The organism is Burkholderia puraquae, assembly GCF_002099195.1.
Classification (GTDB): Bacteria; Pseudomonadota; Gammaproteobacteria; order Burkholderiales; family Burkholderiaceae; genus Burkholderia; species Burkholderia puraquae.
Genome location: NZ_NBYX01000001.1, coordinates 772,093 through 797,934, shown reverse-complemented (window position 1 = coordinate 797,934; position 25,842 = coordinate 772,093). Strand labels below are relative to the sequence as shown.

Below are 25,842 nucleotides of genomic sequence, written 5' to 3'. Positions count from 1 at the left end.
TGCGATGCGGGGCGGTTGATTACGGCATGTAACGTACGAGTGGAGGATGAGGGGGCCGTGCGCCGTCGCGATACGATGCGGCTGTCCGGCGGCGCGCGCGATTATGCGGCGACCGGAATGCGGTGCCGGCCTTTCCCGGGGATTTCGGTGGAAATCACAGGCAATCGACTGCCTTCATCTTGCAGAAAAGTAGTATTTGCCACTGATTGACTGCAATGCTCATAGATAATCAAATCTCAGTGATCAAAGGTGCGTGGCGCGGGGCGGCCGGTCGCGTAACCGGCTGATTCAGGTTTATCTTTTGGTAACAAGAGCATCTCGAAACGGGGTGTAAATTCAGGAACGGATGAAATGCGGCGGTCATTCCGGGAGCGGGTTGGCGGCCATCCGGTTCAGCATCGGGCGCAACGGTCGTATATGACGTGACGCACATGCCGACGGCATTCTCGTCTGCCGACGCGCCCCGCCTGGATGGCGGGGCGTGTCAAAGCGGGAACGTCGTGGCTCCGCAGCCGCGCGTTCCCTTCGAGTTAGATGACAACGAGGCCGGATGACATCCGGCTCGACCTCCGGGGGTTCTCGCCGTGTGCAGTTTCGATCTTCGCCAAAGCTGCGGAAACGCAGCGCGGAAAGGCGGCCATGCGCCACCGGCCGCAGCGCACGCGAACGGTTCGCGGAGTGGAGAAAGTGATGGTTCGCATATGAATATGCCAATAACGCGCGATAAGAGCGCCGGCGCGGGGAGTGGTAACGGGCAGCGTCCGCTGATTTACTGGACGCAGTCGCCGTCCGTCATGTTGCGAAAGGAACTGGCGCGACGTGACTGGAAAGTGTCGATCGTCGCGCAGGCGAGTGAGTTGCGCGACACGTCCGGCGAAATCACCTGCGGCATCCTCGACCTGAGCGGCGGCCATGCCGATGCGATCGGCAGCATCGCGTCGACCTGCGCGTCGATGCGCGACGTCGTCTGGGTCGCACTCGTCGACGTCGGCCAGACGGCTTCGCCGAACGTGCGCGCGCTGTTGCGCGACTATTGCTTCGATTACGTCACGCTGCCCGCATCGCACCAGCGGATCGCCGATACGGTCGGCCATGCGTACGGCATGGAATGCCTGTTCGCGCGCGACCGCGAACGGCTCGAATCGGAAGAGAAAGGCATCGTCGGCACCTGCAGTGCGATGCTGCGGTTGTTCGATACGGTGCGGCGCTTCGCGCGCACGGACGCACCGGTGTTCGTGTTCGGCGAAACGGGGACAGGCAAGGAGTTGACGGCCGTCGCGATCCATCGTCATTCGGAGCGCCGCAACGGCCCGTTCGTCGCGGTCAACTGCGGTGCCATTCCGCCGCATCTGCTGCAATCCGAACTGTTCGGCTATGAGCGTGGCGCGTTTACCGGCGCGAACGCGCGCAAGATCGGCTATGTCGAAGCGGCGAACGGCGGCACGCTGCTGCTCGACGAGATCGGCGACCTGCCGCACGAGAGCCAGGCGAGCCTGCTGCGTTTTCTGCAGGAACGCGCGATCCATCGCCTTGGCGGCAGCGATCCGGTGCCGGTCGATGTCCGGATCGTGTCGGCCACGCACGTCGACCTGCGGGGCGCGATGGAGGAAGGGCGCTTTCGGCCGGACCTGTTCCACCGTCTGTGCGTGATGCGCATCGACCAGCCGCCGCTGCGCGCGCGTGGCAAGGACATCGAACTGCTCGCGCATCACATGCTCGAACGCTTCCGCGGCGACGCGCGCCATCGCGTGCGCGGCTTCTCGACGGACGCGATCACGGCACTCTACAAGCACGACTGGCCCGGCAATGTCCGCGAACTGATCAACCGCGTGCGCCGCGCAGTCGTGATGACGGAGGGGCGCCTGATTACCGCGCAGGATCTGGAACTCGAATACTGTCTCGATGCCGCGTCTCCGTCGGTGGCCGACATCCGCAAGTCGATCGAGCGCGAGGCAATCGAAACCGCACTGCTGCGCACGCGGGGGCGCGTCGCCGCGTCGGCGCGCGAACTCGGCGTATCGCGTGCGACGCTGTATCGCTGGATGGAGGCATACGGGATCGAGCGGCCGCGCGGCACGGGCTCGTCCGACTGAGATTCGACAGGGGCGCTCTCGGCTGTCGGCAGCCGCGAGCGTCGCGTCAACCGGCCTGCGTGGCGCGCACCGTGCGCGCGGCGTTGACTGCCCGGATTTCCACGGCTGGCGGCCCATCGGCCGCAGCCCCATTCTTCCCGGCCGTTTCGAGCGGAACGAGCGCGACGCGCGCCGGCGTGCCGGGCGCGAGATGGAACCAGTCGTCGCGCGGCACGTAGCCCGGCGCATCGATCTGCACGTGACGCGCGACATGCCGTGTGTCGATGTCGACGTGCCACGTGTCGCCGGTGCGCGACACACACGCCTCCAGCCCGAGTTCGCGGCGCGCCAGCACGGCCGGATGCGTGCGGGACGGGAAATGGAATGCCTGCGACAGCAGCGCGCCGTCGTCGGCGCGCAGTGTCGCGACGACGGTGTCGTGCTCGCAGGGCCCGAAACGGTACGCGTAGGTCCAGTCGAAGAAGCGTCCGAGCAGCTCGGCCGAGCCGATCCGCACCGTGTCGTGCGCCGCGATCCGTACCGGGCAGCCGGCGCGCGCGACCGGCGTGCGGCCGTCGCGCAGCGCAACCAGCTCGAGCGCGGCCGACAGCGGCGCAGGGCGCTCGTTGACGACATGCACGTCGAGCCCGTTCAAGCCTTCGTCGACCAGCAGCACCTGCACCGGCTGCAGGACCTGCCGCAACGCATGCCACGCCGATTTCGGCCGGTGCAAGGCGTCGATCATGCCCCAGCCGGCGCCCGGCATCACGTCCTGGAACTGCCAGACGAGCGCGCCGGCGCAGCGCGAGCCGGTGCGCCGCCATTCGGAAAACGTTTCGCGCATCAGGTCCGCGATCACCGCGCGCGACAGCTCGAAATAGCGCGCGGGATCCTCGCGCCGCAGCCGGTCTGGCGCGACGTCGTACAGCGTCTGCAGATAGTGGTCGCGAATGTCCTCGAAATCCCAGGACGTGCCCGGATCGCGCGGCACGGCTGCCTTCCAGCGTGGCTCATGCACGCCGGGCCAGCCGAGCTCGGCGAGCGTCGCGTCGCACGGCACGTTCGAGAACGCGAGGCATTCGCTCGCGAAGCGCACGTCCGCGCGGCGGGCGTCGTCGAGCGGGCGCAGGTACGCGCCGACACCGTAGTAGTGCGACACGCGTTCGCGCGGCGCGAACGGCAGCACGCCGCCGTCGGGCGAATCGGGCACGTACGGGACGTCGGGCCGGCGTGCGGCCGCATGGCCGGCCAGCCGGTCGGCGGTCAGCTCGAGGAAGCGCTGCTTCGGCCCGAGCCCGGACATTGCGGCCTGTTGCGCGATCTCGCTGCCGCCGCACAGGACGGCAAGCGATGGCGATGCGCCGTGACGCGAGAGGAACTGCCGGGCTTCGCGATCGACGTTGTCCGCAAACGCGGGATCGTCGAGCGCGTAGTCGAAGTTCGCGAACATGAAATCCTGCCAGACCAGCAGCCCGAGCCGGTCGCACCAGGCGTGAAACGCGTCGGCCTCGTAGGTCATCGTGCCGCCGACGCGGATCATGTTGAAGCCGGCGTCGCGCGCGTGCCCGAGCAGGCGGGCGTAGGTGGCATCGTCCGCGTGCAGCGCGAGCGGCGCGGCGCTGCTCCAGCACGCGCCGCGTGCGAATACGGGCACGCCGTTGATGCGCAGCCCGAAGCCCTTGCCGTCCGCACCGGCGTCGACTTCGATCGTGCGGAAACCCGTCGCGCCGAGCGGTCGCCGCTCGTCGCCGATATGCAGCGCGATGTCGTACAGCACCGGCTCGCCGTGCGTATGCGGCCACCAGCGGCACACGCTGGGCACCGCGACGCTCGCGCGCAGGCGGTCGGCGCCGGCACGTTCGAGCGTGGCGTGGTGCTGGCCGCACGACAGCCGTGCCGCGAGCGCGTCGGGCAGCGGCGCGGCGAACGTCAGTTCCGCGTCGAGCCAGCCGGTGTCGCCTTCGATGCGCGCGCGCAGGTCGCAATCGACGAGAACCGGCCCGGCGGCCGGATCGAGCACGTCGACGGGCCGCCACGGGCCGGTCGGCACATGCGGCGGAAACCAGCCCGGCATGTGCCCGAACAGCGACGCGCGGATCGCGCGTAGTGCCGCCGGCTCCGCGAGCCGCGTGCGCCAGCGCGCCCGGCGCGGTGCGCGCGTGTCGCGCAGGTACGGGGCGAGCGCGCGAAAACAGAGGGTCAGCCGGTGCGTACCGTCGAGCGATACGGGTACGTCATGCGTGACGAACATGCTGTCGGAGCGGAGGATCGGCGTGTCGTCGAGCCACGCTTGCGCGAGCGTCGCGAGGCCGTGAAAGCGCAGCACGCGCGGCCCGTGTCCGCGCAGTTCGATCCGGTACCAGTGGTCGCGCTCGTCGAGCGACTCGGCTTCGTCGAGCCGGCCGGCGAGCGCGAGCGCCTGCGCAACGGTACCGGGCACGGTCGCCGGGATCCAGCCGCCGCCGGCGGCCGGGAGGTCGCGCGGTTCCCGCACAGCACCCGCGACCGTCGCCAGCATCGACCACGCGGGCAGGGCACGCGTGCGCGTCACCGCATGACCGGCACGGGTGCCGCAGTGTCGCTGCGCACGGGCGTCAAGTGCCGCAGCGGCAAGGCGATCTGTCGCGCGCAGGCGACCACATCCGCATACGCGGCCTCGATTGCTTCGAGCGTCGAGTCGCCGCGCTCCTCCTTGCCGCGTGCACAGGCGCGCGCGAGCCGGAATTCCAGCACCATCGCTTCGGACGCGATGCGATCGCACGCGGCGCGGATCTCGGCGAACGGCCCGACGCAGCCGCTGGCCTGCAGCCAGCGCGCGTAGTGGCCGAACAGTTCGAAATTCGCGCCGAGCTGCCGCACCGAGTTGAACGAGTACGCATGGAAGTGCTCGAGCGGCGAATCGGCGAGCGTTCGTGCGTCGGTCTGCAACTGCCGCCGGAACGCGGCGATCGGGTCGACGACCGGCAGGCGCCGCAGGTGGCGCTGCAGCGCGGCGAGCGACGCTTCGCACAGCGCGCGCTCGTCGAGCGGCGCAAACCGCCGCTTCGCGCATTCGACGTACGGCGGCAGCGTCATCGGCGAGCTGGCGCCCACGAGCCCGTTGTAGTCGAAATCCTCGGCCACGTAATAGCCGCTGTTGTGGAAGTAGCCGATCTGTTGTTTCGCGCGGTCGATCGCATCGATGCCGATCGTCGTCTTCGTGTGCTGCGCGCGGTAGCTGCTGCCGCGCGTATCGGGCAGGAACCACGCATCGACCTCGACGATCATCAGGTGGCCGCGCGCGACCTGCGTCTCGATGTGCTGGTCGAGCGGTTCGTAGATCGAGTGTTCCTGCACGACGATGCCGTACAGCCGCTCCAGTTCGTCGTGCGGAAACTTGAAGAACGTGAACTGGTCGCCCTCGAAATCCAGCGCGATCGTGAACGGCAGCGCCGCATACGGATTGAAGCCCCACCACCGGAGCACCTCGAGCCACATGTCGACGTAGCAGTTGGTCTGTTTCCAGACCATCTCCTGGCTGTGCAGCGGATGCGGCCGGTAGTGGCGCGCGCGGTGGCGCACATCCTCGAACGACGCGTCTTCGCCGCCGCGGGATACGAATTTCATGGCGTGCCCCACAGCACGTCGCGGACTTCGCGCGGCCAGGCGTCGATGTCGAAGCCGTGGTGGCGGAACAGCGCGAGCGTGAGCCGTTCGAGGCCGAAGCCGACGCAGCCCGTGTGCGCGACGTCGCCCGTCGCGGTGCGGATGTCCCACAGCAGCCCGAAATGGTCCATGTGGTAGTTGAAGCTCAGGCACGCGGTCTGGCGATCGTCGTGCTCGATCGGGATCAGCAGCTCGAACTTCAGGTTCTGCTCGCGCTGGCTGTTCGCGACGATCTTGCCGCCGCGCCCGAAGAACGGATCGTTCGCGAGATCGATCGCATTGGGCAGGCGCAGCGCCTCGATCATCCGCGTGCCGCGTTCGATCCAGGTCTCGCGGAACGACACGATCTGCTCGGGCGTGCCGATCCGCACGTACTCGCGCATCCGGAACAACTGCATGCGGGTCGGATCGAGCGACGGCTCGTGGCGGAAGCAGTACGAGAAGACGTCGACGATCCGGCCGTCGGCCGGCAGCGCGCCCGCGCGTGCGACGACAGGGTAGACGGGGTAGCACGCGGCCGGCGTCATCACGACGTAGGTCGGCTTCTGGCTTTCCGTCCAGTCGTCGCCGCGATCGAGGCACTGCAGTACGCGCTGGTGCTGGCGCTCGTCGCCGCAGAACGCATGCACGCTGCCGGCGAGCTGCGGGAAGCTCTTCATGTATTCGCTGCGCTCGAACTCGGTGCGGCTCATCGCCGGCGGGAAGCGCAGCACTTCCGCCTGCTGGTCGGCGCCGATGCGCGTGACGAACGCGTCGAGCGCTCCCACGACGCGCTCGAACCGTTCGCTGCGGCCGAACAGGCCCTGGATGCCGGTCGAGATCAGCAGGCCCGCGTCGATCAGCTCGTCGCGCAGCGGGTTGACGCCCGCGCGGTCGAGCGGTGCGCCGGCGGGAGCGGAGGCGGCGGAGGGCACGGCAAGGCGATCGTTCACGTATGTTTCTCCAGCGTCGCAGGACGCAGCGCGAGCAGCAGGTTCGAGGTGTTGGTGGCAATGCGGTCGTTGCTGATCATCAGCGGCGCCGCGTGCAGGTCGCGAATGTGGCGGCCGATGCTGAACGGCGTGCCTTGCTTGTAGCCGGCCATCCCGCAGATCATCATCGCCTGGTGCGCGACTTCCAGCGCGGTCGTCGACACGTAGGTCTTCAGCGTGTTGATCTCGGCGGCCCAGGCCATGCCGGCCGACCACGAGCGCGCCGTCGCATTCGCATGGAGGCGCAGCACGTTGTCGACGCGGGCCTGCATTGCCTGCATCAGCGCGAGCGATTCGGCGATGCGCCGCGATGCGGGCGACGGCGCGCCGTCGGTCTGGCGGGCCTGCGCGCGGAAGAACTGGTGCGCGCGGTGGAACGCGTCGCCGGCCACGCCGATCCATACCGCGGCCCACAGGATGTGCGACACCGGCACCATCGTGTCCTCGGCGATCTTCGCGAACGGCGCCGGCAGGCACTGGACGGCGGCGCCCTGCGCGTCGAGCTCGAAACCGTTGCTGCAGGTGCCGCGCATCCCGAGCGTGTCCCATTCGCCGCGGCGCGTAAGCGTATAGCCGTCGCGCAGCAGCGTGACGAGCACCTGCTCGGAAGCCGGCGCGTCCGCATCGCGTCGTGCGGTCGCGAGGATGCCGTCCGCATAGTCGCCGTACGAGATCGTCGGCGCGGATTTGCGCAGCCGGAACTCGCCGCCGTCGGTTTCGAGTGCGCACTGGCTCGCGCGCAGGTTGCCGCCGACACCGTCTTCCGACGTGGCCGATGCGAGCAGCCATTGGTGACGCACGAGCTGCTGCAGGAACAGCTTGTGCCAGCCCTGGTCGGCCGCGTGGTTGACGATGCAGGCCACCTGGATCTGGTGCATCGCGAACACCATCGCCGACGACGCGCAGGCCTGGCCGAGAATCGAGCAAGCCGACGCAATGTCTTCCAGCGACGCGCCAGCGCCGCCCAGATGGGTCGGCACCATCGCGCCGAGCAGGCGGCGCGCGCGCATCGCTTCGATCGCCTCGACGGGGCAGCGCGCGTCGCGGTCGACTGCGTCCGCGTGCTGCGCGGCGATCTGTGCGACGGCATGCGCGGCCTCGTCGAGCCGACGCGAATCGCTGTCGGCCGCGAGTTCGGGAAGCAGCGCGCTCATGCGGAATGCTCGGTGCGTTGCAGCGTGGCGATCGTGTTCGCGAGCGCGTCGACGCTGCGGAACAGGTTGCGGTTCAGCATCTCGTCGGGAATCTCGATGTTGAATTGCTTCTCGATCGCGAGCATCAACTGGATCGTGTCGAGCGAGGAGAGGCCCGCGTCGTAGAGGTCGTCCCCGTCGCCGATCGAATCGATCGTGGCTTCGAGATGGGCGACGTGCTTCAGGATAGTTCTGATTTCGTTTTTCACGTGCTGCTCCGGCGTGCGTGGTGTCGTCCGCTCGGGCAGACGCGCGATACGCGCTGACGTCCCCCCGGCAGTCCGGCATCAGTAGACCATTGGCAGACGTGGCGTTCTGTTCGCCACCCTACAAACAACTAACTCCGCGAACCGAAGCGCCGCGCCGGGCGGGCAGGCCGGTCAGGCGCGCGCCGCGGCCGGCACACCCGAGTCGGCCGACAGGATGCGCTTCATCTCGTCGCGTACGATCGCGCGGCAGCCGCACGACATTTTTTCGAGGCCGTCGAGGTCGGCGAGCTCGATCGAGCTGCGGTATTGCCGGATCAGGCCCAGCTTCTGGATTTCGCCGGCGGCATCGGTGACCGTTTCGCGCCGTACGCCGAGCATCTGCGCCAGCATGCTGTGCGTCACCTGGATCTCGATGCTGCGGGTTCGGTCGTACGCGAGCAGGAACCATCTGCATAACTGATGTTTGAGTACATGATGACGGCTGCAGAACGTGATCTGCGAGACCTGCGCCATCAGCAGCCGCACGCAGACGAACACGAGGTGGCGGATCACCGGCGATGCATCGAACGCGGCGGCGAACACGCGCCGGTCGAGCCGGTAGACGAAACCGTCGCGGCAGGCGACGGCCCGGCAGGGCATCCGGCCGCTGCCGCCGATCACGTCGTCGCACACCACGCTCTCGCTGCCGATCTCCGCGACTTCCAGCGTCATGCCGCCGGACGACACGTACTGCAGCGAAATCGCGGTCGTGACGGGCAGGTAGACCGCGGCGAGCATTGCGCCGGGTTCGCAGAGCACTTGCCCCGATTTCAGGTGAACGAGTTGAAGGTGGGGGACCAGCGTCGCGAGCTCGTCGCGGTCGATGGCGGCGAGAAACCGGTTCGCATCGAAGCTGTGGGAAAGCTCGATCATGCCGTTCGCATACGCGACGGCGTCAGGGGCCTGGTGAGTCACGGCGCATCCTCGTAGGGTGGCGGTCGCGCGCCGTCGCGGCGAACTCCCGAAAATAGGGAATTCGAACGCTCGTGCGGACTTGTGTTCGTCAAAAATAGAGTGACGATACTGGCGAAAAGGCTAGCACGTCACTGAATTCATTCAATTGCATACTGCGTCATTTCACAAAGTTTGACGTTTTTTTGATGAATGCAAACGTTATCCGGATTTAATGATTCATTTTCACGGAATTAATCATCCGGAAACGGAATGAGGCGCCGCACATTCATTCGGTGTCGGCCGGGAATCAATCGCGCAGCACCGCGCATCGTACGGCGAAAGTGCCTGGCAGGCATTGAACATTATTTGACAAACGAATGAAGATCGATGAAATGTAGATATAAATCAATTGCTTGCTTTCGAAATGTGCGGTGGGTAACAGAGCCTGAAATTGGTGTGTCGATTCAAATTTGAGACAGTTTCAAACGACCGTGTGATGCGTGGCGCCGCGGTGGAGTGCGATCTGGCACATCATGGAAACAATTGAAAATCAGCTGTAAGTATATGAGCGGCAAGCCTCGCGGCACCGGCGCGGCTGCCTCGGTTCGATACCGGGGAAATGATCAGTCAAATGGGGTGCAGTGTCCATCTCCAGGAAGAGTGTCCGGAAATGAGACGCTTTTTTTGTTTTTGAGCGGGTTATTCGGGGCGATCTAAATCGGATGTGATTCATATATTAATGATAGGCATGTATTGGCACGTAAATCGCTTATTCGGGCTGGCGTGTCGAAATGGGACGGGCCGATTCGATCCGGCGGCGGCAAGCCGAGGGTCAGTCGGAATCAGGGTTGTGGCCGCAACCCCTGTCAACGTCCAGGCGCGCATCGCGATAACGAGTTCCGTGCACGCGGCTGCAGGCGGCGCGGACGATAAAAGGGATACAGACATGCTTCATCTTCACTCGAGCTACTCGGCGAATGCCATCCTCGATGCCCTCCCCGAGGACAGCATCCGCGCCATCGCACCGCATCTCGAACTGGTCAGGATCAAGGCCGGGATGCTCGACCGGGTCGGCGAGCCGATGCGTCACGTGCATTTCCCGACGACGTCGATGATGTCGGTGCAGCACCTGATGGAAGACGGTGCGATGGTCGAGGTGGCGCAGGTCGGCCGCGAGGGGGTGGTCGGGCTGGCGACGCTGGTCGGTGGCGCCGCGGCGTCGCACCGGGTCGAGGTCCGCATCGGCGGGATGGCCTATCGCGTGCCGAGCTGCGTGATGCGCGCCGAATTCGAGCGATCGCCGGCGACCTACCGGCTGCTGCTCAACTACTGCCAGGCGACGATGGCGCAGATCTCGCGCAGCGCGCTGTGCAACCGCCATCACTCGGTCAGCGAGCAGCTCAGCCGCTGGCTGCTGCTCGCGCACGATCGCATCGACGGCGACGAACTGGCCGTCACGCAGCAGACGATCGCGAACATGCTCGGCGTGCGACGCGAAGGCGTGACGGAAGCGGCGGGCAACCTTCAGGAAGCCGGGTTGATCCGGCAACGCCGCGGCCGCATCACGGTGCTCGACCGCGACGGCCTCGAACATCACGCATGTGAATGCTACGACCTGATTCGCGCCGACTATCGCAGGTTGCTGGGCACGCGCGAGACGGCGAGGCCCGCACCGGTTCGGCTTCGCATGCCGGATGGGCGTTGCAGGTTCCCGGCACATGGTGCGTGACGATGCAGTCGAGGTCCGGTGGAACGAACGCGATGCGGCGCGCCGCGATCGCAGCGACCGACGTCGTGCTCGTGCTGGCAGGCGCACTCGCGGCGCAGGCGTCGTCGGGCCTTGCCTGGCACGGACTGTCCGACGCGCAGCGCGGCGCGATCGCGCTGCTGTGCGTGTTGACCGTGGCATTGCTGCCGCGCTACCTGCGCACCGTGCGCGGCAGCGTGGCGCCACAAGGCGGCACGCATGCGCTGACGCAGACGATGGTGGCGCTCGTCTGCGCGAGCGTGCTGACGGTGGCCGCCGCGATGTGGATCATGAACCGCGGCGGCACGATCACGACACGCTGGATCGTGCGCACGGTGCTGGCCGGCGACGCCGCGCTGCTGCTCGGGCGTACCGCGCTGCTGGCGCTCGCGTTGACGCGTGACGATCCGCGTGCGCGGCAGCGCCGCGTCGCGGTGGTCGGTGCAACGGCGTACGGGCGTGTCGCGGTCGAGCGGATGCAGCTCGCGCCGCAGGGCCCTTTCGTGGCGGCGTGCGTATTCGACGACGACGCACCGGCCGCCTCCGGCGGCATCGGCGGCGTGCCGGTGATCGACGACTGGAACGCATTACGCGACCTGATTCGCGGCGGCGAGATCGACGAGGTATGGGTCACGCTGCCGATGTCGCACGAGTGGCGGATCCAGCGCATCGTCCGCGAGTTGCGCGACGAGTTCGTGGAACTGCGGCTGTTGCCCGATGTGCGACAGATGGCGGTGGTCGATCGCTCGGCGACCGACGTGCTCGGCATGCCGGCGATCAATCTCGCGACCACGCCGCGCTCAGCGCCGGAGCTGTGGGCGAAGTTCGCATTCGACCGGTTGTTCGCATTCGGCGTGCTGATTCCGTTGCTGCCGCTGCTGTCGCTGCTGGCGATCGCGGTCAAGCTGTCGTCGCCGGGGCCCGTATTGTTCAGGCAGCGCCGCAAGGGTGTCGACGGCCGGGAGTTCGACATCCTGAAGTTCCGGACGATGCGCGTGCATCGCGCACAACCGGGTGTCATTCGGCAGGCGTCGCGCAACGATTCGCGTATCACGCGCGTCGGTGCGTTCCTGCGGCGCACGTCGCTCGACGAGCTGCCGCAGTTCTTCAACGTGCTGTTCGGGCAGATGTCGGTCGTCGGCCCGCGCCCGCATGCGATCGAACACGACGACTTTTACCGGCAACTGATCGACTGCTACATGTACCGCTACCGCGTGCGGCCCGGCATCACCGGATGGGCGCAGGTGAACGGCTATCGCGGCGAGACGCGCAAGGTCGAGGCGATGGCAGCACGCGTGAAGTTCGATCTGTTCTACATGCAGAACTGGAGCTTCTGGTTCGACATGAAGATCATCCTGTTGACGGTCGTGCGGGGATTCATCGGGCGCAATGCTTTCTGAGGATCACGAATCATTGGGTGAGGCAAGCCACGCCGGTCATCGCACCGGCGGGTGACGCCGACCGAAGGACGGGTTCGACAGTGCGGTGAATTGCTGCGCTGCGGCTATGCTGCCGGGCGTTGCAGCGCGATCGGTGCGGGGCATTTTCGTATCCGTCCCCAGTTTCCGTGAGCGCTTCACGCGTATCGCATCGCTCGCTGATTCCAGTCAACACACGCGTGTTCAATGGGTTTATCCTGCGTCGAATGCGTCCGGTGCTTCGTGATTCCGGGCGCACATCCGGACACGGTGGCGGCGGTGACGCCTGCCCGCCGCGCACCGGCGCGATACTGCGCGCCGCAATGCTGCGCGCGGAACCCGGAACAGGAGAGACGGCCATGTCGCTCGACGAACAACAACGGCAGACGCTGAAACAGCGGCTGAGCGAGAGCGAGCAGACGTTGCGTGCGGACATCCGCACGAGCGAAGACCAGCGCGCGTCGGAATCCTACGCAGACCTCGCCGGCGCGTCGCCGGACGAGGGCGACGAGGCGAATGCGGATCTGTTCGTCGACGTCGATCATGCGTTGATCGGCATGAAGCTGAACGAGCTGCGCGCGATCGGCCGCGCCCAGCAGCGGATGCGCGACGGCAGCTACGGCGAATGCATCGACTGCGACGGCTCGGTCGGCTATGAGCGCCTGCTCGCGCGCCCGACCGCCGAACGCTGCACGCATTGCCAGTCGATCTACGAGCGGCATTACGCCACGACGCCGCGCGCCTCCCTCTGATTCTGGCATCGCGACCGTAACGGCGCTGCACATACGGGGCGGCCGGCGTACGATGATGAACGGGCGCCCGGCGGCGTCAGCATGCGCCGCCGGGCGGGCAGACGCCGTCGCGCACGCGCGGCGCCATCCACGTGGAAGGGAGCCACGCCGATCATGCCGATCCACAATGCCGGGTGCGCGGCCGTGTTCGCCGAGATTGCCGACATGCTCGAGATCCAGGGCGCGAATCCGTTCCGGGTGCGTGCCTATCGCAACGCCGCACGGACGATTGCCGACTACGGGCGCGATATTCCGACGATGATCGCGAACGGCGACGATCTCGGGAAGATTCCGTCGATCGGGCCCGATCTCGCATCGAAGCTGCGCGAAATCGCCGCGACCGGCACCTGCGAACTGCAGCAAACGCTGCGCCATGCGCTGCCGGGTGCGATCGTCGAACTGCTCGACGTGCCGGGGCTCGGTGCGAAACGCGTGAAGGCGCTGCATGATGCACTGCACGTCGATTCGCTCGAACAGCTTCGCGCGGAAGCGAAGAGCGGGCACGTGCGCGAGCTGCCGGGCTTCGGCGCGAAAACCGAAGCGCATCTGCTCGAGGCGATCGACGACCGGCTGAAACGCGAACCCCAACGCTTCCTGCTGCCGGATGCGGCGCACTCGCTGCTGCCGCTGCTCGAGCGCCTGCGCGCGATCGAGGGTATCGGCAAGGTCGTGCCGGCCGGCAGTTTTCGCCGCCGCCGCGAGACGGTCGGCGATCTCGACATCCTCGTGACCGCTCGCGATCCGGTAGCCGTCGCCGAAGCGTTCGTCGGCTACGGCGAGGTGGCGCGCGTGCTTGCGCACGGCAAGACGAAGTCGAGCGTCGTGCTCGCCAGCGGGTTGCAGGTCGACCTGCGCGTCGTCGATGCCGACGCGTTCGGCGCGGCGCTCGTCTACTTCACCGGATCGAAGGCGCACAACATCGCATTGCGCCGGATCGCGCAGGCCGGCGGGCTGAAGATCAACGAGTACGGCGTGTTTCGCGGCGACGAACGGATTGCCGGCGCGACCGAGGCGTCGGTCTACGCAGCGATCGGGCTGCACGACGTGCCGCCCGAATTGCGCGAGGATCGCGGCGAGATCGACGCAGCGCGCGCGGGCACGCTGCCGGCGCTGGTCGAGCGCAAGCACGTCCACGGCGACCTGCACGCGCATACCGACGCATCGGCCGGCCGCGACAACCTGCGCGCGATGGCCGATGCGGCACGCGCACGCGGGCTCGCGTACCTTGCCATCACCGACCGGGCACCGCGTGCCGGCGGCGGCCGCAATTCCTTCGACTGGCTTGCCCGGCAGCTCGACGAGATCGATCGCCTCAATGCGTCGTTCGACGATTTCGTGCTGCTCAAGGGCGTGGAGGCCGGCATTCGCGAGGACGGCAGCCTCGATGTGCCCGATGCGATGCTCGACCGGCTCGATCTCGTGGTCGGTGCGGTACGCGACGGCTTCGAGCTGTCGCGCGACGCGCAGACCGCGCGCATGCTGCGTGCGATGGACCATCCGCATTTCACGATTCTCGCCCACCCGACGGGCCGCGTGCTCGGCGAGCGCGACGCATGCGAACTCGACGTGCCGCGTGTGATCGCACACGCGGCGGCGCGCGGCTGCTTCGTCGAACTCGATGCGCAGCCGCGGCGGCTCGACCTGCCGGACATCTGGTGCCGCGAGGCTGCGAAGGCCGGCGTGCCGGTGGCGATCGGCTCGGATGCGTGCAGCACGGACGAACTCGACAATCTTGCGTATGGCGTCGATCAGGCGCGACGCGGCTGGCTCACGCGGCCCGACGTGCTGAACACGCGCACGCTTGGGCAATTGAGGCCGCTACTGGCGCGCACGACGGGCCCGGACGGCGCGTCGAAGCGCCGCGGCGCGAAGGGCGCGTGAACCCGGCCGGCGGCGCGTGCCGCGAGCCGCCGGCGGCGCTTGCGTGCGGTCACGTCATGCCAGCACGCCGGCCGCCGGCACATAGGGCAGGCCGAGCGCCAGCGCGACTGCTTCGTACGTGATGTGCCCGTCGCACACGTTCAGGCCCGCGCGCAGATGCGGATCGTCGCTCATCGCCTGCTTCCAGCCCTTGTCCGCGAGTGCGAGCGCATGCCCGAGCGTCGCGTTGTTCAGCGCGAAGGTCGACGTGCGCGCGACTGCACCAGGCATGTTCGCAACGCAGTAGTGCACGATGCCGTCGACGACGAAGGTCGGGTCCGCGTGCGTCGTCGCATGCGAGGTTTCGAAGCATCCGCCCTGGTCGATCGCGACGTCGACGACGACCGCTCCCGTGCGCATCGTCGCGATCATGTCGCGCGTGACGAGCCGCGGCGCCGACGCGCCCGGCACGAGCACGGCGCCGATCACGACGTCGGCATCTCGCACGGCTTCGTCGATCGTGTGCGCGTTCGAGCAGACGGTCGCGATCCGGTTGGCGAAGACGAGGTCAAGCTGGCGCAGCCGGTTCACGTTGGTGTCGAGCACGGTGACGCGTGCGCCGAGGCCGACCGCCATCTGCAGCGCACCGGTGCCCACCACGCCCGCGCCGAGCACGACGACATGCGCGGCCGGCACGCCGGGCACACCGGCCATCAGCAGGCCACGCCCGCCGCGCGGGCTTTCGAGGTGAGTCGCCGCAACCTGGATCGACATGCGCCCGGCCACCTCGCTCATCGGCGCGAGCAGCGGCAAGCCGCCGCCCGGGCCCGTCACGGTTTCGTACGCGATGCAGACGGCGCCGGACTTCACGAGCGCGGCCGCCTGTTCGGGATCGGGCGCGAGATGCAGGTACGTGTAGAGAATCTGCCCGCGCCGCAACATCGCGCATTCCGCCGATTGCGGCTCCTTGACCTTGATGATCATGTCTGCACGTGCGAAGACTTCGTCGGCGCCGTCGCAGAGCGATGCGCCTGCGGCCGTGTAGTCGTTGTCGAGCAGGCCGATCGCCGTGCCCGCGCCGCGCTGCACCAGTACGCGATGGCCGTGCCGCGTCAGTTCGTGCGCGCCGGCCGGCGTGAGGCCCACGCGATATTCGTGGTTCTTGATCTCTTTCGGCACACCGATCAGCATGAGTCGCCTCCATGGCCTTCGTTATCGTTGTCGTGCAGGTGCGCGATGCGGCGAACGATGCACGTGCGGCCGATCTCGCGCAGGCGCGTATCGACTGCAGTACTGGAATAACAGGGTAGTAGTGCGCGGAGGGAAGTCAAGCGGCCGGCCCGCGCGCGCCTGCACGCGCACTGCATCGCAACACGCGTTGCGGCGGGTTGCGACCGGACGTCGCAATGCATGGGTTGCCGGGTTTCGGTATCGTCACGTGTGTCGCGTGCCGGGGCCGCGAGCCGGATCTTTGCCGGTAACACGTCGACATGACGAGACAACAAGACAACGAGACGAGGGCATTTACCGAGATGACCGGAGCGTATTTCAGCGTGCCGATGCTTTGCGCAATCGCGCTCATTCACGTCTACTGGGCGTTGGGCGGGCGGCGGGGCAAACGTGCGGCCACCCCGGAGCAGGACGGCGAGCCGCTGCTGCGGCCGACCGCCATCGGCACGCTTGCCGTCGCCGCGGCGTTGCTGGGCGGCGCATGCGTGGTTGCCGTGCGTGCCGGCTGGCTGGGGCCGAACGCGTATCGCGGCGCGACCTCGTTCGCGGTCGTTGCGCTCGCACTGATCTTCGCGGTGCGGGCCGTCGGCGATTTCCGTTACGTCGGCTTCTTCAAGCGGATTCGCGGGTCGCGTTTCGCACGAATGGACACGCTGTATTACTCGCCGCTTTGCGCGGCGCTGGCGCTGTCCATTGCGTCGATGTTCTGGTCGTGATGAACGCGCGTCTCAGCGCGCAGGCCGGTCCATCTCCGTCAGGAATTCCGCCGGCACGGTGCCGGTCAGCCACACGCCGTTTTCGGCGACGAAGAACGTGTGGCCTTGCCGATGCATGCGCTGCGCATCGACCTCGAGAATCACGGGCACGCCGTAGCGTGTGCCGACGGCCAGCGCCGTCCGGATGTCCGGCGACAGATGCACGTGATGACGGGCGCCGGGTTTCAGCCCTTGCGCCCGAATCGAATCCAGGAAGCGCGTCGCGGTGCCGTGATACAGGCGCTCGGGCGGCTGCACGGGTGGATAACGGCGCTGCACGACGGGCGTCGAATGCCCTTGTACCGCACGGATGCGGCGGCCGTCGTCGGAGAGGGCGAAGCGCTGCTTGTCGTTGGTCGCGCAGACGATTTCGAGCGTCGCGCGATCGAGTGGATGCCCGTAGCGGGTAGCACCGGTGATCAGTTCGTCGATGTCGGCCCAGCCTTCCGGGTCGAGTTGCAGCCCGATCGTCTGCGGCGCGTGGCGCAGCAGGTAGCTGAGGAATCGGCTGATGCGGGTCGCGTCGGGCGCCGGCAGTTCATTCTTCTGTTTGCTCATGAGTCGCGCAGGCTACCAGATCGCCGTGCAAATCAGCGCACTCGGGTGCTCCGCGTGGCTGGAAAGAGACAGCCTTCGGCGCAGCCCGCCACACATCAATCCTCTCCCTGACGTCGGCGTCAGCCGGTAATCACGCGATCCTTGTTCGTTCCGGCTCCTGGGTTTTTCAATTGTTGCGATTTTCGATGGATTGAATTGCATTGATACCCCTTTCGATGGAACCGGTTCCATATATAATTCGCCGCACTCGTCGCCGGACCCGAAAGAGGGTCGTGCACGTCGCGCTTGCTGTCGGCAAACCGGGCGTCTAAGTTGAATGAGGGTCGTGAGCGATGAGGGGCAAATGCCGGCAGATGCCGGCATTTGTCAGATGATAAGGCTCGCAAAGAGGCCGATCCGTGCAGTGCAGCCTGAACCGGCGCGATGCGCTGCTGGATGAAGGCGCTGCCGCGCATTGCACGGGCGGCGCCTGCATCGTGGTTGTTCGCAACAGACGAAAGAACAGGACGGCCAGCCGCGTGCGGCATGGCTGCCATGCCGGACATGCCGCATGCGGAGTGCGCGCGTCCGGGCCCCGATCCCCAACGATCAACATCCGACCATGTCCACGCCACCTGACAAACCCAACTCGCGCCGCCGTTTCCTGCGCACGTCGGTCGCGCTCGTGCCGATCGCGTCGGTCGCTGGCTGCGACCTGCGCTCGTCGTCGCCTTCCGCGACGACAGGCAACGCGCCCGGCGCATCGGCCAACGCCGAACGCGCCCCGTACAAGCCGACCTTTTTCGATGCGAAGGAGTGGGCATTCGTCCAGGCCGCGGTCGACCGGCTGATCCCGGCCGACGCCGAAGGCCCCGGTGCGCTCGAATCGGGCGCGCCCGAATTCATCGACCGCCAGATGGAGACGCCGTATGCGCACGGCGCCACTTGGTACATGCAGGGGCCGTTCCTGCAGGGCGTGCCCGAGCTCGGCTACCAGCTGAAGCTGGTGCCGCGCGACATCTACCGGCTCGGCATCGCGGCGGTCAACCGCTATTGCGAGAAGACCCACGGCAAGGCATTCGCGGATCTCGACGCGCCGACGCGCGATACCGTGCTCGGCGCGCTGGAGAAGGGCAGCGCACAGATCGACGACGTGCCGCCCGGCGTGTTCTTCGGTCAACTGCTGCAGAACACGCGCGAAGGCTACTTCTGCGATCCGGTGCATGGCGGCAATCACGACATGGCCGCGTGGAAGATGATCGGCTTTCCGGGCGCGCGCGCGGACTTCATGGATTTCGTCAACCAGAACGGCAAGCCTTATCCGTACGGCCCCGTCTCGATCAACGGGGAGCGCAGCTGATGGCCGCAGAGAAAAAACCGCATGTCGATGCGGTGATCGTCGGCTTCGGCTGGACTGGCGCGATTCTCGCGAAGGAACTGACCGAAGCGGGCCTGAACGTCGTCGCGCTCGAGCGCGGCGAGTATCGCGACACCTATCCGGACGGCGCGTATCCGAACACGATCGACGAGCTGACCTACAACGTCCGCAAGAAGCTGTTCCTCGACCTGTCGAAGACGACCGTGTCGATCCGCCACGGCCTGCAGGACACCGCACTGCCGTACCGGCAGCTCGCCGCGTTCCTGCCGGGTGAGGGCGTGGGCGGCGCGGGGCTGCACTGGTCGGGCGTGCATTTCCGGATCACGCCGGAAGAGCTGCGCCTGCGCAGCCACTATGAAGAGCGCTACGGCAAGAAGTTCATCCCGGAAGGGATGACGATCCAGGACACGGGCGTGACCTACGACGAGCTCGAGCCGCATTTCGACTTCGCCGAGAAAGTGTTCGGCACGTCGGGGCAGGCGTACAAGGTCGGCGGCAAGGTGGTCGGCGACGGCAACGTGTTCGAAGCGAACCGCAGCGACAACTTCCCGCTGCCCGCGCAGCTCAACACCTATTCGGCGCAGCGCTTCTTCGATGCGGCCAGGTCGCTCGGCCTGCATCCGTACCGGCTGCCGTCGGCGAACACGTCGGGCCCGTACACGAACCCGTACGGCGTGCAGATGGGCCCGTGCAACTTCTGCGGCTACTGCAGCGGCTACGCGTGCTACATGTACTCGAAGGCGTCGCCGAACCTGAACATCCTGCCCGCGCTGAAGCAGGCGCCGAACTTCGAGCTGCGCTCGAAGTGCCACGTGCTGCGCGTGGACCTCGACGACACGAAGAAGCGCGCGACGGGCGTGACCTACGTCGACCCGGCCGGGCGTGAAGTGCACCAGCCGGCCGATCTCGTGATCGTGGCCGCGTTCCAGTACCACAACGTGCACCTGCTGCTGCTGTCGGGCATCGGCAAGCCGTACGACCCGATCTCGGGCGAAGGTGTCGTGGGCCGCAATTTCGCGTACCAGAACCTGTCGACGATCAAGGCGTTCTTCGACAAGGACACCTACACGAACCCGTTCATCGGTGCGGGCGGCAACGGCGTCGCGGTGGACGATTTCAATGCGGACAACTTCGACCACGGCCCGCTCGGCTTCGTCGGCGGCTCGCCGCTATGGGTGAACCAGGCCGGCGTGAAGCCGATCAGCGGCATCGCGACGCCGCCCGGTACGCCGCAGTGGGGCTCGGCGTGGAAGAAGGCGGTCAAGGACAACTACGCGCACACGATCTCGATGGACGCGCACGGCACCAACATGTCGTACCGCGACGTGTATCTCGACCTCGATCCGACCTATCGCGATTCGTACGGCCAGCCGCTGTTGCGGATGACCTTCGACTGGAAGGACAACGACATCAAGATGGCGCAGTACGTGACCGGGCAGATGAAGAAGATCGCGGAAGCGATGGGGCCGAAGGCGATCGGCGTGTCGACGCGCGAATTCGGCAAGCACTTCGATTCGCGCGCGTACCAGACGACCCACCTCGTCGGCGGCGCGATCATGGGCACCGACCCGAAGACGAGCGTGCTGAACCGCTACCTGCAGTGCTGGGACGTGCACAACGTGTTCGTGATGGGCGCATCGGCGCTGCCGCAGGGCATCGGCTACAACCCGACCGGGATCATCGCGGCGCTGGCCTACTGGTCGGCACGCGCGATCCGCGAGCAATACCTGAAAAATCCCGCCCCGCTGGTGACCGTATGAAGAGGACGATGAACCACAACGTCGCGCGCCGCATGTCGCGCGCGCTGGCGGCCGGTGCGGCCTGGGCCGCGTTCGGCTTCGCGGGCTCGGCGGCCTTCGCGCAGCCGGCAGCGCCCGCGGCGGCGTCCGGCCCGGCGGCCGCACCCGCGGCCCGATCCGCCGACGCGGCCCTGATCAAGCGAGGCGAATACCTCGCGCGGGCAGGCGACTGCATCGCGTGCCACACCGCGAGCGGCGGCAAGCCGTTCGCGGGCGGGCTGAAATTCGACACGCCGATCGGCGGCATCTACTCGACGAACATCACGCCGGACCCGAAAACGGGCCTGGGCGGCTGGACGGTCGAGGACTTCACGCGCGCGGTGCGCGAAGGTGTGCGCAAGAACGGCGACACGATGTATCCGGCCATGCCGTTCCCGTCCTACGCGCGCCTGACCGACGACGACATGAAGGCGCTGTACGCGTACTTCATGCACGGCGTCGCGCCGGTCGAGCACGAGAACCGCGCGGTCGACATCGTGTGGCCGCTGTCGATGCGCTGGCCGCTCGGGATCTGGCGCAAGATGTTCGCGCCGACACCGAAGCCGTTCGACGCAGCGCCGTACACCGATCCGGTGGTCGCGCGCGGCGCGTATCTCGTGCAGGGTCTCGGCCACTGCGGCGCATGCCATACGCCGCGCGCGCCGACGATGCAGGAGCGCGGGCTGACCGACGCGGACGGCCCGGATTTCCTGGCCGGCGGCGCGGCGATCGACGGCTGGGTGCCGACGAGCCTGCGCGGCGAGCCGCGCACCGGCCTCGGCACGTGGACGGAAACCGAGATCGTGCAGTTCCTGAAGACGGGCCGTACGCTGCGCACGGCCGCGTTCGGCGGGATGACGGACGTGGTCGGCCACAGCATGCAGCACATGACCGACGACGACCTGAACGCGATCGCACGCTACCTGAAGACGCTGCCGCCGCGCGTGCAGGGCGAGCAGCCGCACGTGTACGACGCGGCCGCTGCGAAGGCGCTGCAGACCGGCGATGCGAGCAAGCCTGGCGCGGCCGTCTATCGCGACAACTGCATGGCTTGCCACCGCAGCGACGGCCACGGCTATACGCGCGTGTTCCCGGCGCTCGCCGGCAACCCGGTCGTGCAGGGCGACGATCCGACCTCGCTGATCCACGTCGTGCTGGAAGGCAGCGCGCTGCAGGGCACGCGCACCGCGCCGTCGACATTCACGATGCCGCCGTTCGGCTGGCGCCTGTCGGACCAGGAAGTCGCGGACGTGTCCAACTTCGTGCGCACGAGCTGGGGCAACACGGGGGCGCCGATTACGGCCGCGCAGGTCGCGAAGGTGCGCAAGAGCGTGCCGTCGACCCGGCCCGAGCCGCCGCCCGGCGCGCGGTTCCCGCAAGCGTCGCGCTGACGGGGCAGCGGGGCGCCAGCCCCGCCTGTCCGATGACCTTCAAGGCGCCGCCGCATTCGGGCGGCGCCTTTCGTTTCGCCGGGGTTGCACCCCGCCAAGGCGCGCCGCCGCGTGAAATTTTCGCGGTGTCGCGCCATTTTTCCGCCTCATCCCTTATCCTTTCGTTCTTGAACCTTACTAAATAGTTACAAGAACTCGGGAGGGGGGATGCCTCATGACGTCAGCCTGATTGCGTTGCTCGCGGCCGGTTTCGGTCTCGCGATGATCTTCGGTTACTTCGCGTCGCTGCTGAAAATGCCGCCGCTCGTCGGCTATCTGCTCGCCGGCATCGTGATCGGCCCCGGCACACCCGGCTTTGTCGGCGACCTGTCGCTCGCGCAGCAACTCGCCGAAGTCGGCGTGATGCTGCTGATGTTCGGCGTCGGCCTGCATTTCTCGCTCGGCGATCTGCTCGCGGTGCGCAAGATCGCGCTGCCGGGCGCAATCGTCCAGATTACGGTGGCCACGCTGCTCGGCGGCGGGCTCGCGCTCACCTGGGGCTGGAGTGTCGGTGCGGCGCTCGTGTTCGGGCTCGCGCTGTCGGTCGCGAGCACGGTCGTGCTGCTGCGCGCGCTCGAAGGGCGCGGGCTCGTCGAGACGGTCAACGGGCGCATCGCGGTCGGCTGGCTCGTCGTCGAGGATCTCGTGATGGTGCTCGTGCTGGTGCTGCTGCCGCCCGTCGCGGGGCTGCTTGGCGGCACGCCGCCCGGCGACGTGCACGCGGCCGGCGGCAGCGTGTGGGGCACGCTCGGCGTCACGATGCTGAAGGTCGCGGCGTTCATTGCATTGATGCTGGTGGTCGGCAAGCGCGTGTTTCCGCGCATTCTGTGGCTCGTCGCGCGCACGGGCTCGCGCGAGCTGTTCACGCTGTGCATGATTGCGGCCGCGGTCGGCATCGCGTTCGGCGCGGCGAAGCTGTTCGACGTGTCGTTCGCGCTTGGCGCGTTCTTCGCCGGCATGATGATGCGCGAGTCGGAATTCAGCCGGCGCGCGGCCGACGAGACGCTGCCGCTGCGCGACGCGTTCTCGGTGCTGTTCTTCATTTCGGTCGGGATGCTGTTCGACCCGAAGATCCTGCTTGCGGAGCCGCTGCACGTGATCGAGGTCGCGGCGATCGTGGTGATCGGCAAGACGCTCGCGGCGGTCGCGCTCGTGATCGCGTTCCGCTATCCGCTGAACACCGCGCTGACGGTCGGCGCGGGCCTCGCGCAGATCGGCGAGTTCTCGTTCATCCTCGCGGGGCTTGGCCGCGCGCTCGGGCTGCTGTCGGCCGAGGGGCAGAGCCTGATTCTGGCGGTTGCGCTGATCTCGATCGCGATGAACACGCTGCTGTTCGCGATGATCGATCCGGCACTCGCGTGGATCCGCAAGCATTCGGCGTTCGCGCGCAAGCTCGAGGCGCGCGACGATCCGCTCGCCGCACTGCCGATGTCGACGCCGCAGACGCACCTGACCGGGCAGGTCGTGATCGTCGGCTACGGCAAGGTCGGCACGCGGATCGCGCACGCGCTGGACGAGCGCGGCATCGCGTATGTCGTCGTCGAGCAGAATCGCGAGCTCGTCGAGAAGCTGCGCGCGGAAGGCGTTGCCGCCGTGTCGGGCGACGCGATCGAGCCGATCGTGCTCGTGCAGGCGCATATCGCGCGCGCCGGGATGCTGGTCGTCACGCTGCCCGACGTGTTCGACGTGCGGCAGATCGTCGAGATCTCGCGCACGCTCAACCCCGCGCTCGAGGTCGTGCTGTGCACGAACAGCGGCGACGAGGCCGCGCTGCTGTCGAACGAGGGCATCGGCACCGTGTTCATGGGCGAGACCGAACTCGCGCGCGGGATGACCGAGCACGTGCTCGGCAGGATGACGAAGCCGGTCGCGGCGGCTTCGCATTGACGGCGCGCGGCATCGCGCCGCGCACCGGGCGGGGCGCGACGGCCCGGGCGGCGGCCGGCCCTGCGGATATCTTCACGATCGGTAGAACGTCTCCAGCGTCAGTTCCTGCGCCATCACGCGGTTGCCGGCCAGCAGGCCGCCATCGACGGGCAGCGCGACGCCCGTGATGATCCGCGCGGCCGGCGAGCACAGGAACAGCGCGGCCTGCGCGACGTCGTCGGGCGTCGCGAAATCGTCGAGCGGATACCACTTCCTCAATTGCTCGAACACCTGCGGGTTGCGCTGCACGCGCGCTTCCCACGCGGGCGTCTTCACGGTGCCCGGTAGCACGATGTTCGCGCGCACGCCATCGCGGCCGTATTCGATCGCGAGCGATTTCGTGTAGCTGATCAGCCCCGCCTTTGCCGCGCTGTACGCCGGATGCCCGAGCGCATGCACGCCGTTGACCGAACCGATGATCGCGATCGCGCCGCGCCCCCGCGCGCGCATGCCGGGCAGCACGGCTTCGACGCTGACGTAGGTGGCCGTCAGGTTCGCGTCGAGATCCGCGCGCCAGGTGGCGGGCGTCGTGTCGCGCAGCGTGGTCGACGCCGCCGTGCCCGCATTCGCGACGAGCACGTCGGCTTGCGGATGCGATTCGAGCGTTGAACGCAGTCGTTCGGCGTCGGTCAGGTCGTCGACGACCGGTGTCACGCGTGCGTCGCCGAGCGTATCGAGGAAGCGGCCGAGCGCCGCGCGGTCGCGATCGAGCGCGAGCACGCGGTCGCCGGCCGCGAGGAAGGTGCGGCACAGCGCCTGGCCGATGCCGCCGGCGGCGCCCGTCACGAGGATGGTGCGTGTCATGTCGGCTCCTTGGGCGGGCTCACAGGCCGAGCGCGGCACGCGCCTGCTTTTCGTTGTCGCGCGTGATCAGCGTGCCTGACGTCAGCACGAGCGGCGGCGGCGCCTGGTTCCTGGTGATCCAGTCGACCATGTTGATGCTCGTCTGGTAGCCGTGCTGGCGCGGATTCAGCAGGATCGAGCCGTAGAAGCCCGTCGGCTTCGGCTTCGCGAATTCGTTGAGCGCGACCTGGCTGCCGTTGATGCCGACCGCAACCATCGCGTCGGCGCCAATGCCGCGCCCCTCGGCGGCACGTACCGCGCCGACCGTCGTGTCGTCGTTCGAGCCGAACGCGACCCAGCGCTTGAAATTCGCATGCTTGGTGAGCGCGATGTTCGCCGCGTTGAACGCGCCTTCGGTGTCGGCCGTCATTTCGGGCGCGTCGATCACGTTCGCGGCCGGAAAGCCGGCGGCCTTGAGCGCATCCACCGCGCCGGTCGTGCGCTCGCGCGCGGTCGGCAACTGATCGTACGCGATCCGGATGATGCCGACCTCGGCAGGATTCCAGCCGCGCCGCTTCGTCTCGTCCGCGATCGCCTGGCCGACCTGCTGGCCGATCTTGTACGCGGAGATGCCCATGTGCGGCACGCCCTGGAGCGGCGCGCCGTGTCCGTCGACGAGCTGGTCGTCGACCGACATCAGCTTGATCCCCGCGCGCTTCGCCTTGGCGGCGATGCCGGGGCCGAGCTTCACGTCGGGTGCGCAGATGATCACGCCCTGCGCCTTTTGCGCGGCGAGGCTGTCGAGCGCGGTCGACACCTTTTCGCCGCTCGGCGTCGCGATCTTGATCAGCGTGAAGTGCTTTTCCTTCGCCGCCTGGTCGGCGAAGCGCCATTCGTCCTGGAACCATGGATCGTCCGGCTGTTTGACGAGGAAGCCGATTTTCACGTCGGCGGGGCCGGCGGCATGGGCGGGCACTCCGCCGACCAGCGTGGCACTCGCGATGGCCAGTGCGAGCGTCTTCCAGTGGAATCGCATGCGTCTCTCTCCTTTGTTGTAGTCGCGCACGCGGGCAGGGCTGCCCGATGCGCAAAAAAATTGTAGGAGGCGGCAGCGGGAACGCTCAAATGATGCGCGGCGTTCCTAGAAAGTGGGACGGTGCCCGATGGCGGGGAATCGTGTGGGGGC

At 67.5% G+C, this 25,842-nt stretch carries 21 protein-coding genes; 10 read left to right on the top strand and 11 right to left on the bottom strand.

The window, feature by feature from the left end; translation table 11 throughout:
• The first annotated feature begins 701 nt into the window (after positions 1–701).
• Positions 702–2,093 carry a sigma-54 dependent transcriptional regulator gene (locus tag B7G54_RS03570; protein WP_085037775.1) on the top strand — a complete coding sequence of 464 codons (1,392 nt, stop codon included), beginning with the start codon at positions 702–704 and terminating at the stop codon, positions 2,091–2,093.
• 46 nt (positions 2,094–2,139) lie between these two features.
• Here the strand turns inward: B7G54_RS03570 and B7G54_RS03565 are convergent, their stop codons facing one another.
• From B7G54_RS03565 to B7G54_RS03540, 6 genes are all read right to left on the bottom strand, one after another.
• On the bottom strand, positions 2,140–4,623 hold the full coding sequence (locus tag B7G54_RS03565) for a glycoside hydrolase family 2 protein (protein WP_085037774.1): 2,484 nt from the start codon (positions 4,621–4,623) through the stop codon (positions 2,140–2,142).
• Positions 4,620–5,678, bottom strand: a complete 1,059-nt coding sequence (locus B7G54_RS03560) for a DUF1839 family protein (protein WP_085037961.1) — start codon at positions 5,676–5,678, stop codon at positions 4,620–4,622. The genes B7G54_RS03565 and B7G54_RS03560 overlap by 4 nt, the downstream gene beginning before the upstream one ends.
• Positions 5,675–6,649 (bottom strand): amino acid--[acyl-carrier-protein] ligase, encoded by a 975-nt coding sequence (locus tag B7G54_RS03555; protein ID WP_085037773.1) that lies wholly within the window; start codon positions 6,647–6,649, stop codon positions 5,675–5,677. Before B7G54_RS03555 ends, B7G54_RS03560 begins: the two co-directional genes overlap by 4 nt.
• Positions 6,646–7,842, bottom strand: coding sequence for an acyl-CoA dehydrogenase family protein (locus B7G54_RS03550; RefSeq protein WP_085037772.1), 1,197 nt, complete (start codon positions 7,840–7,842; stop codon positions 6,646–6,648). The genes B7G54_RS03555 and B7G54_RS03550 overlap by 4 nt, the downstream gene beginning before the upstream one ends.
• Positions 7,839–8,090 carry an acyl carrier protein gene (locus B7G54_RS03545; protein WP_085037771.1) on the bottom strand — a complete coding sequence of 84 codons (252 nt, stop codon included), beginning with the start codon at positions 8,088–8,090 and terminating at the stop codon, positions 7,839–7,841. The genes B7G54_RS03550 and B7G54_RS03545 overlap by 4 nt, the downstream gene beginning before the upstream one ends.
• A 171-nt stretch (positions 8,091–8,261) precedes the next feature.
• Entirely contained in the window at positions 8,262–9,044 is a 783-nt protein-coding gene (locus B7G54_RS03540) for a Crp/Fnr family transcriptional regulator (protein WP_175130424.1), read from the bottom strand.
• 925 nt (positions 9,045–9,969) lie between these two features.
• Here B7G54_RS03540 and B7G54_RS03535 point away from each other — a divergent pair.
• From B7G54_RS03535 to polX, 4 genes are all read left to right on the top strand, one after another.
• Positions 9,970–10,752, top strand: coding sequence for a Crp/Fnr family transcriptional regulator (locus B7G54_RS03535; protein WP_085037769.1), 783 nt, complete (start codon positions 9,970–9,972; stop codon positions 10,750–10,752).
• 2 nt (positions 10,753–10,754) lie between these two features.
• Positions 10,755–12,170 carry an undecaprenyl-phosphate glucose phosphotransferase gene (locus B7G54_RS03530; RefSeq protein WP_244289242.1) on the top strand — a complete coding sequence of 472 codons (1,416 nt, stop codon included), beginning with the start codon at positions 10,755–10,757 and terminating at the stop codon, positions 12,168–12,170.
• Between the two features lie 377 nt (positions 12,171–12,547).
• Complete coding sequence (locus tag B7G54_RS03525; protein ID WP_085037768.1) at positions 12,548–12,940, top strand: TraR/DksA family transcriptional regulator; 393 nt, start codon at positions 12,548–12,550, stop codon at positions 12,938–12,940.
• Positions 12,941–13,093: 153 nt separating this feature from the next.
• Complete coding sequence (polX, locus tag B7G54_RS03520) at positions 13,094–14,860, top strand: DNA polymerase/3'-5' exonuclease PolX (protein WP_085037767.1); 1,767 nt, start codon at positions 13,094–13,096, stop codon at positions 14,858–14,860.
• A gap of 54 nt (positions 14,861–14,914) precedes the next feature.
• On the opposite strand, the gene ald is transcribed toward polX, so the two are convergent.
• Complete coding sequence (gene ald / locus B7G54_RS03515) at positions 14,915–16,030, bottom strand: alanine dehydrogenase (protein WP_085037766.1); 1,116 nt, start codon at positions 16,028–16,030, stop codon at positions 14,915–14,917.
• Positions 16,031–16,371: 341 nt separating this feature from the next.
• Between ald and B7G54_RS03510 the strand changes: the two genes are divergently transcribed.
• Complete coding sequence (locus tag B7G54_RS03510) at positions 16,372–16,785, top strand: DUF3995 domain-containing protein (protein ID WP_085037765.1); 414 nt, start codon at positions 16,372–16,374, stop codon at positions 16,783–16,785.
• A 12-nt stretch (positions 16,786–16,797) separates the two neighbouring features.
• Here B7G54_RS03510 and B7G54_RS03505 read toward each other — a convergent pair whose 3' ends face one another.
• Complete coding sequence (locus B7G54_RS03505) at positions 16,798–17,382, bottom strand: RNA 2'-phosphotransferase (protein ID WP_085037764.1); 585 nt, start codon at positions 17,380–17,382, stop codon at positions 16,798–16,800.
• Positions 17,383–17,501: 119 nt separating this feature from the next.
• Positions 17,502–17,927, bottom strand: coding sequence for a hypothetical protein (locus B7G54_RS03500; RefSeq protein WP_165765537.1), 426 nt, complete (start codon positions 17,925–17,927; stop codon positions 17,502–17,504).
• Positions 17,928–17,983: 56 nt separating this feature from the next.
• Here B7G54_RS03500 and B7G54_RS03495 point away from each other — a divergent pair, with 56 nt between their 5' ends.
• The 4 genes from B7G54_RS03495 to B7G54_RS03480 all read left to right on the top strand — a co-directional run bounded on the left by B7G54_RS03495 (position 17,984) and on the right by B7G54_RS03480 (position 23,834).
• Complete coding sequence (locus tag B7G54_RS03495; RefSeq protein ID WP_085037763.1) at positions 17,984–18,721, top strand: gluconate 2-dehydrogenase subunit 3 family protein; 738 nt, start codon at positions 17,984–17,986, stop codon at positions 18,719–18,721.
• The gene (locus tag B7G54_RS03490) at positions 18,721–20,499 is read left to right on the top strand and encodes a GMC family oxidoreductase (RefSeq protein ID WP_085037762.1); all 1,779 of its coding nucleotides are present in this window, start codon (positions 18,721–18,723) and stop codon (positions 20,497–20,499) included. Before B7G54_RS03495 ends, B7G54_RS03490 begins: the two co-directional genes overlap by 1 nt.
• Positions 20,496–21,908, top strand: a complete 1,413-nt coding sequence (locus B7G54_RS03485) for a c-type cytochrome (RefSeq protein ID WP_085037761.1) — start codon at positions 20,496–20,498, stop codon at positions 21,906–21,908. The genes B7G54_RS03490 and B7G54_RS03485 overlap by 4 nt, the downstream gene beginning before the upstream one ends.
• Before the next feature lie 207 nt (positions 21,909–22,115).
• Positions 22,116–23,834, top strand: a complete 1,719-nt coding sequence (locus B7G54_RS03480; RefSeq protein WP_085037760.1) for a cation:proton antiporter domain-containing protein — start codon at positions 22,116–22,118, stop codon at positions 23,832–23,834.
• Between the two features lie 72 nt (positions 23,835–23,906).
• On the opposite strand, the gene B7G54_RS03475 is transcribed toward B7G54_RS03480, so the two are convergent.
• The gene (locus B7G54_RS03475; RefSeq protein ID WP_085037759.1) at positions 23,907–24,677 is read right to left on the bottom strand and encodes an SDR family oxidoreductase; all 771 of its coding nucleotides are present in this window, start codon (positions 24,675–24,677) and stop codon (positions 23,907–23,909) included.
• Positions 24,678–24,696: 19 nt separating this feature from the next.
• Positions 24,697–25,692 (bottom strand): arabinose ABC transporter substrate-binding protein, encoded by a 996-nt coding sequence (locus tag B7G54_RS03470; protein ID WP_085037758.1) that lies wholly within the window; start codon positions 25,690–25,692, stop codon positions 24,697–24,699.
• Between the last annotated feature and the right edge of the window lie 150 nt (positions 25,693–25,842).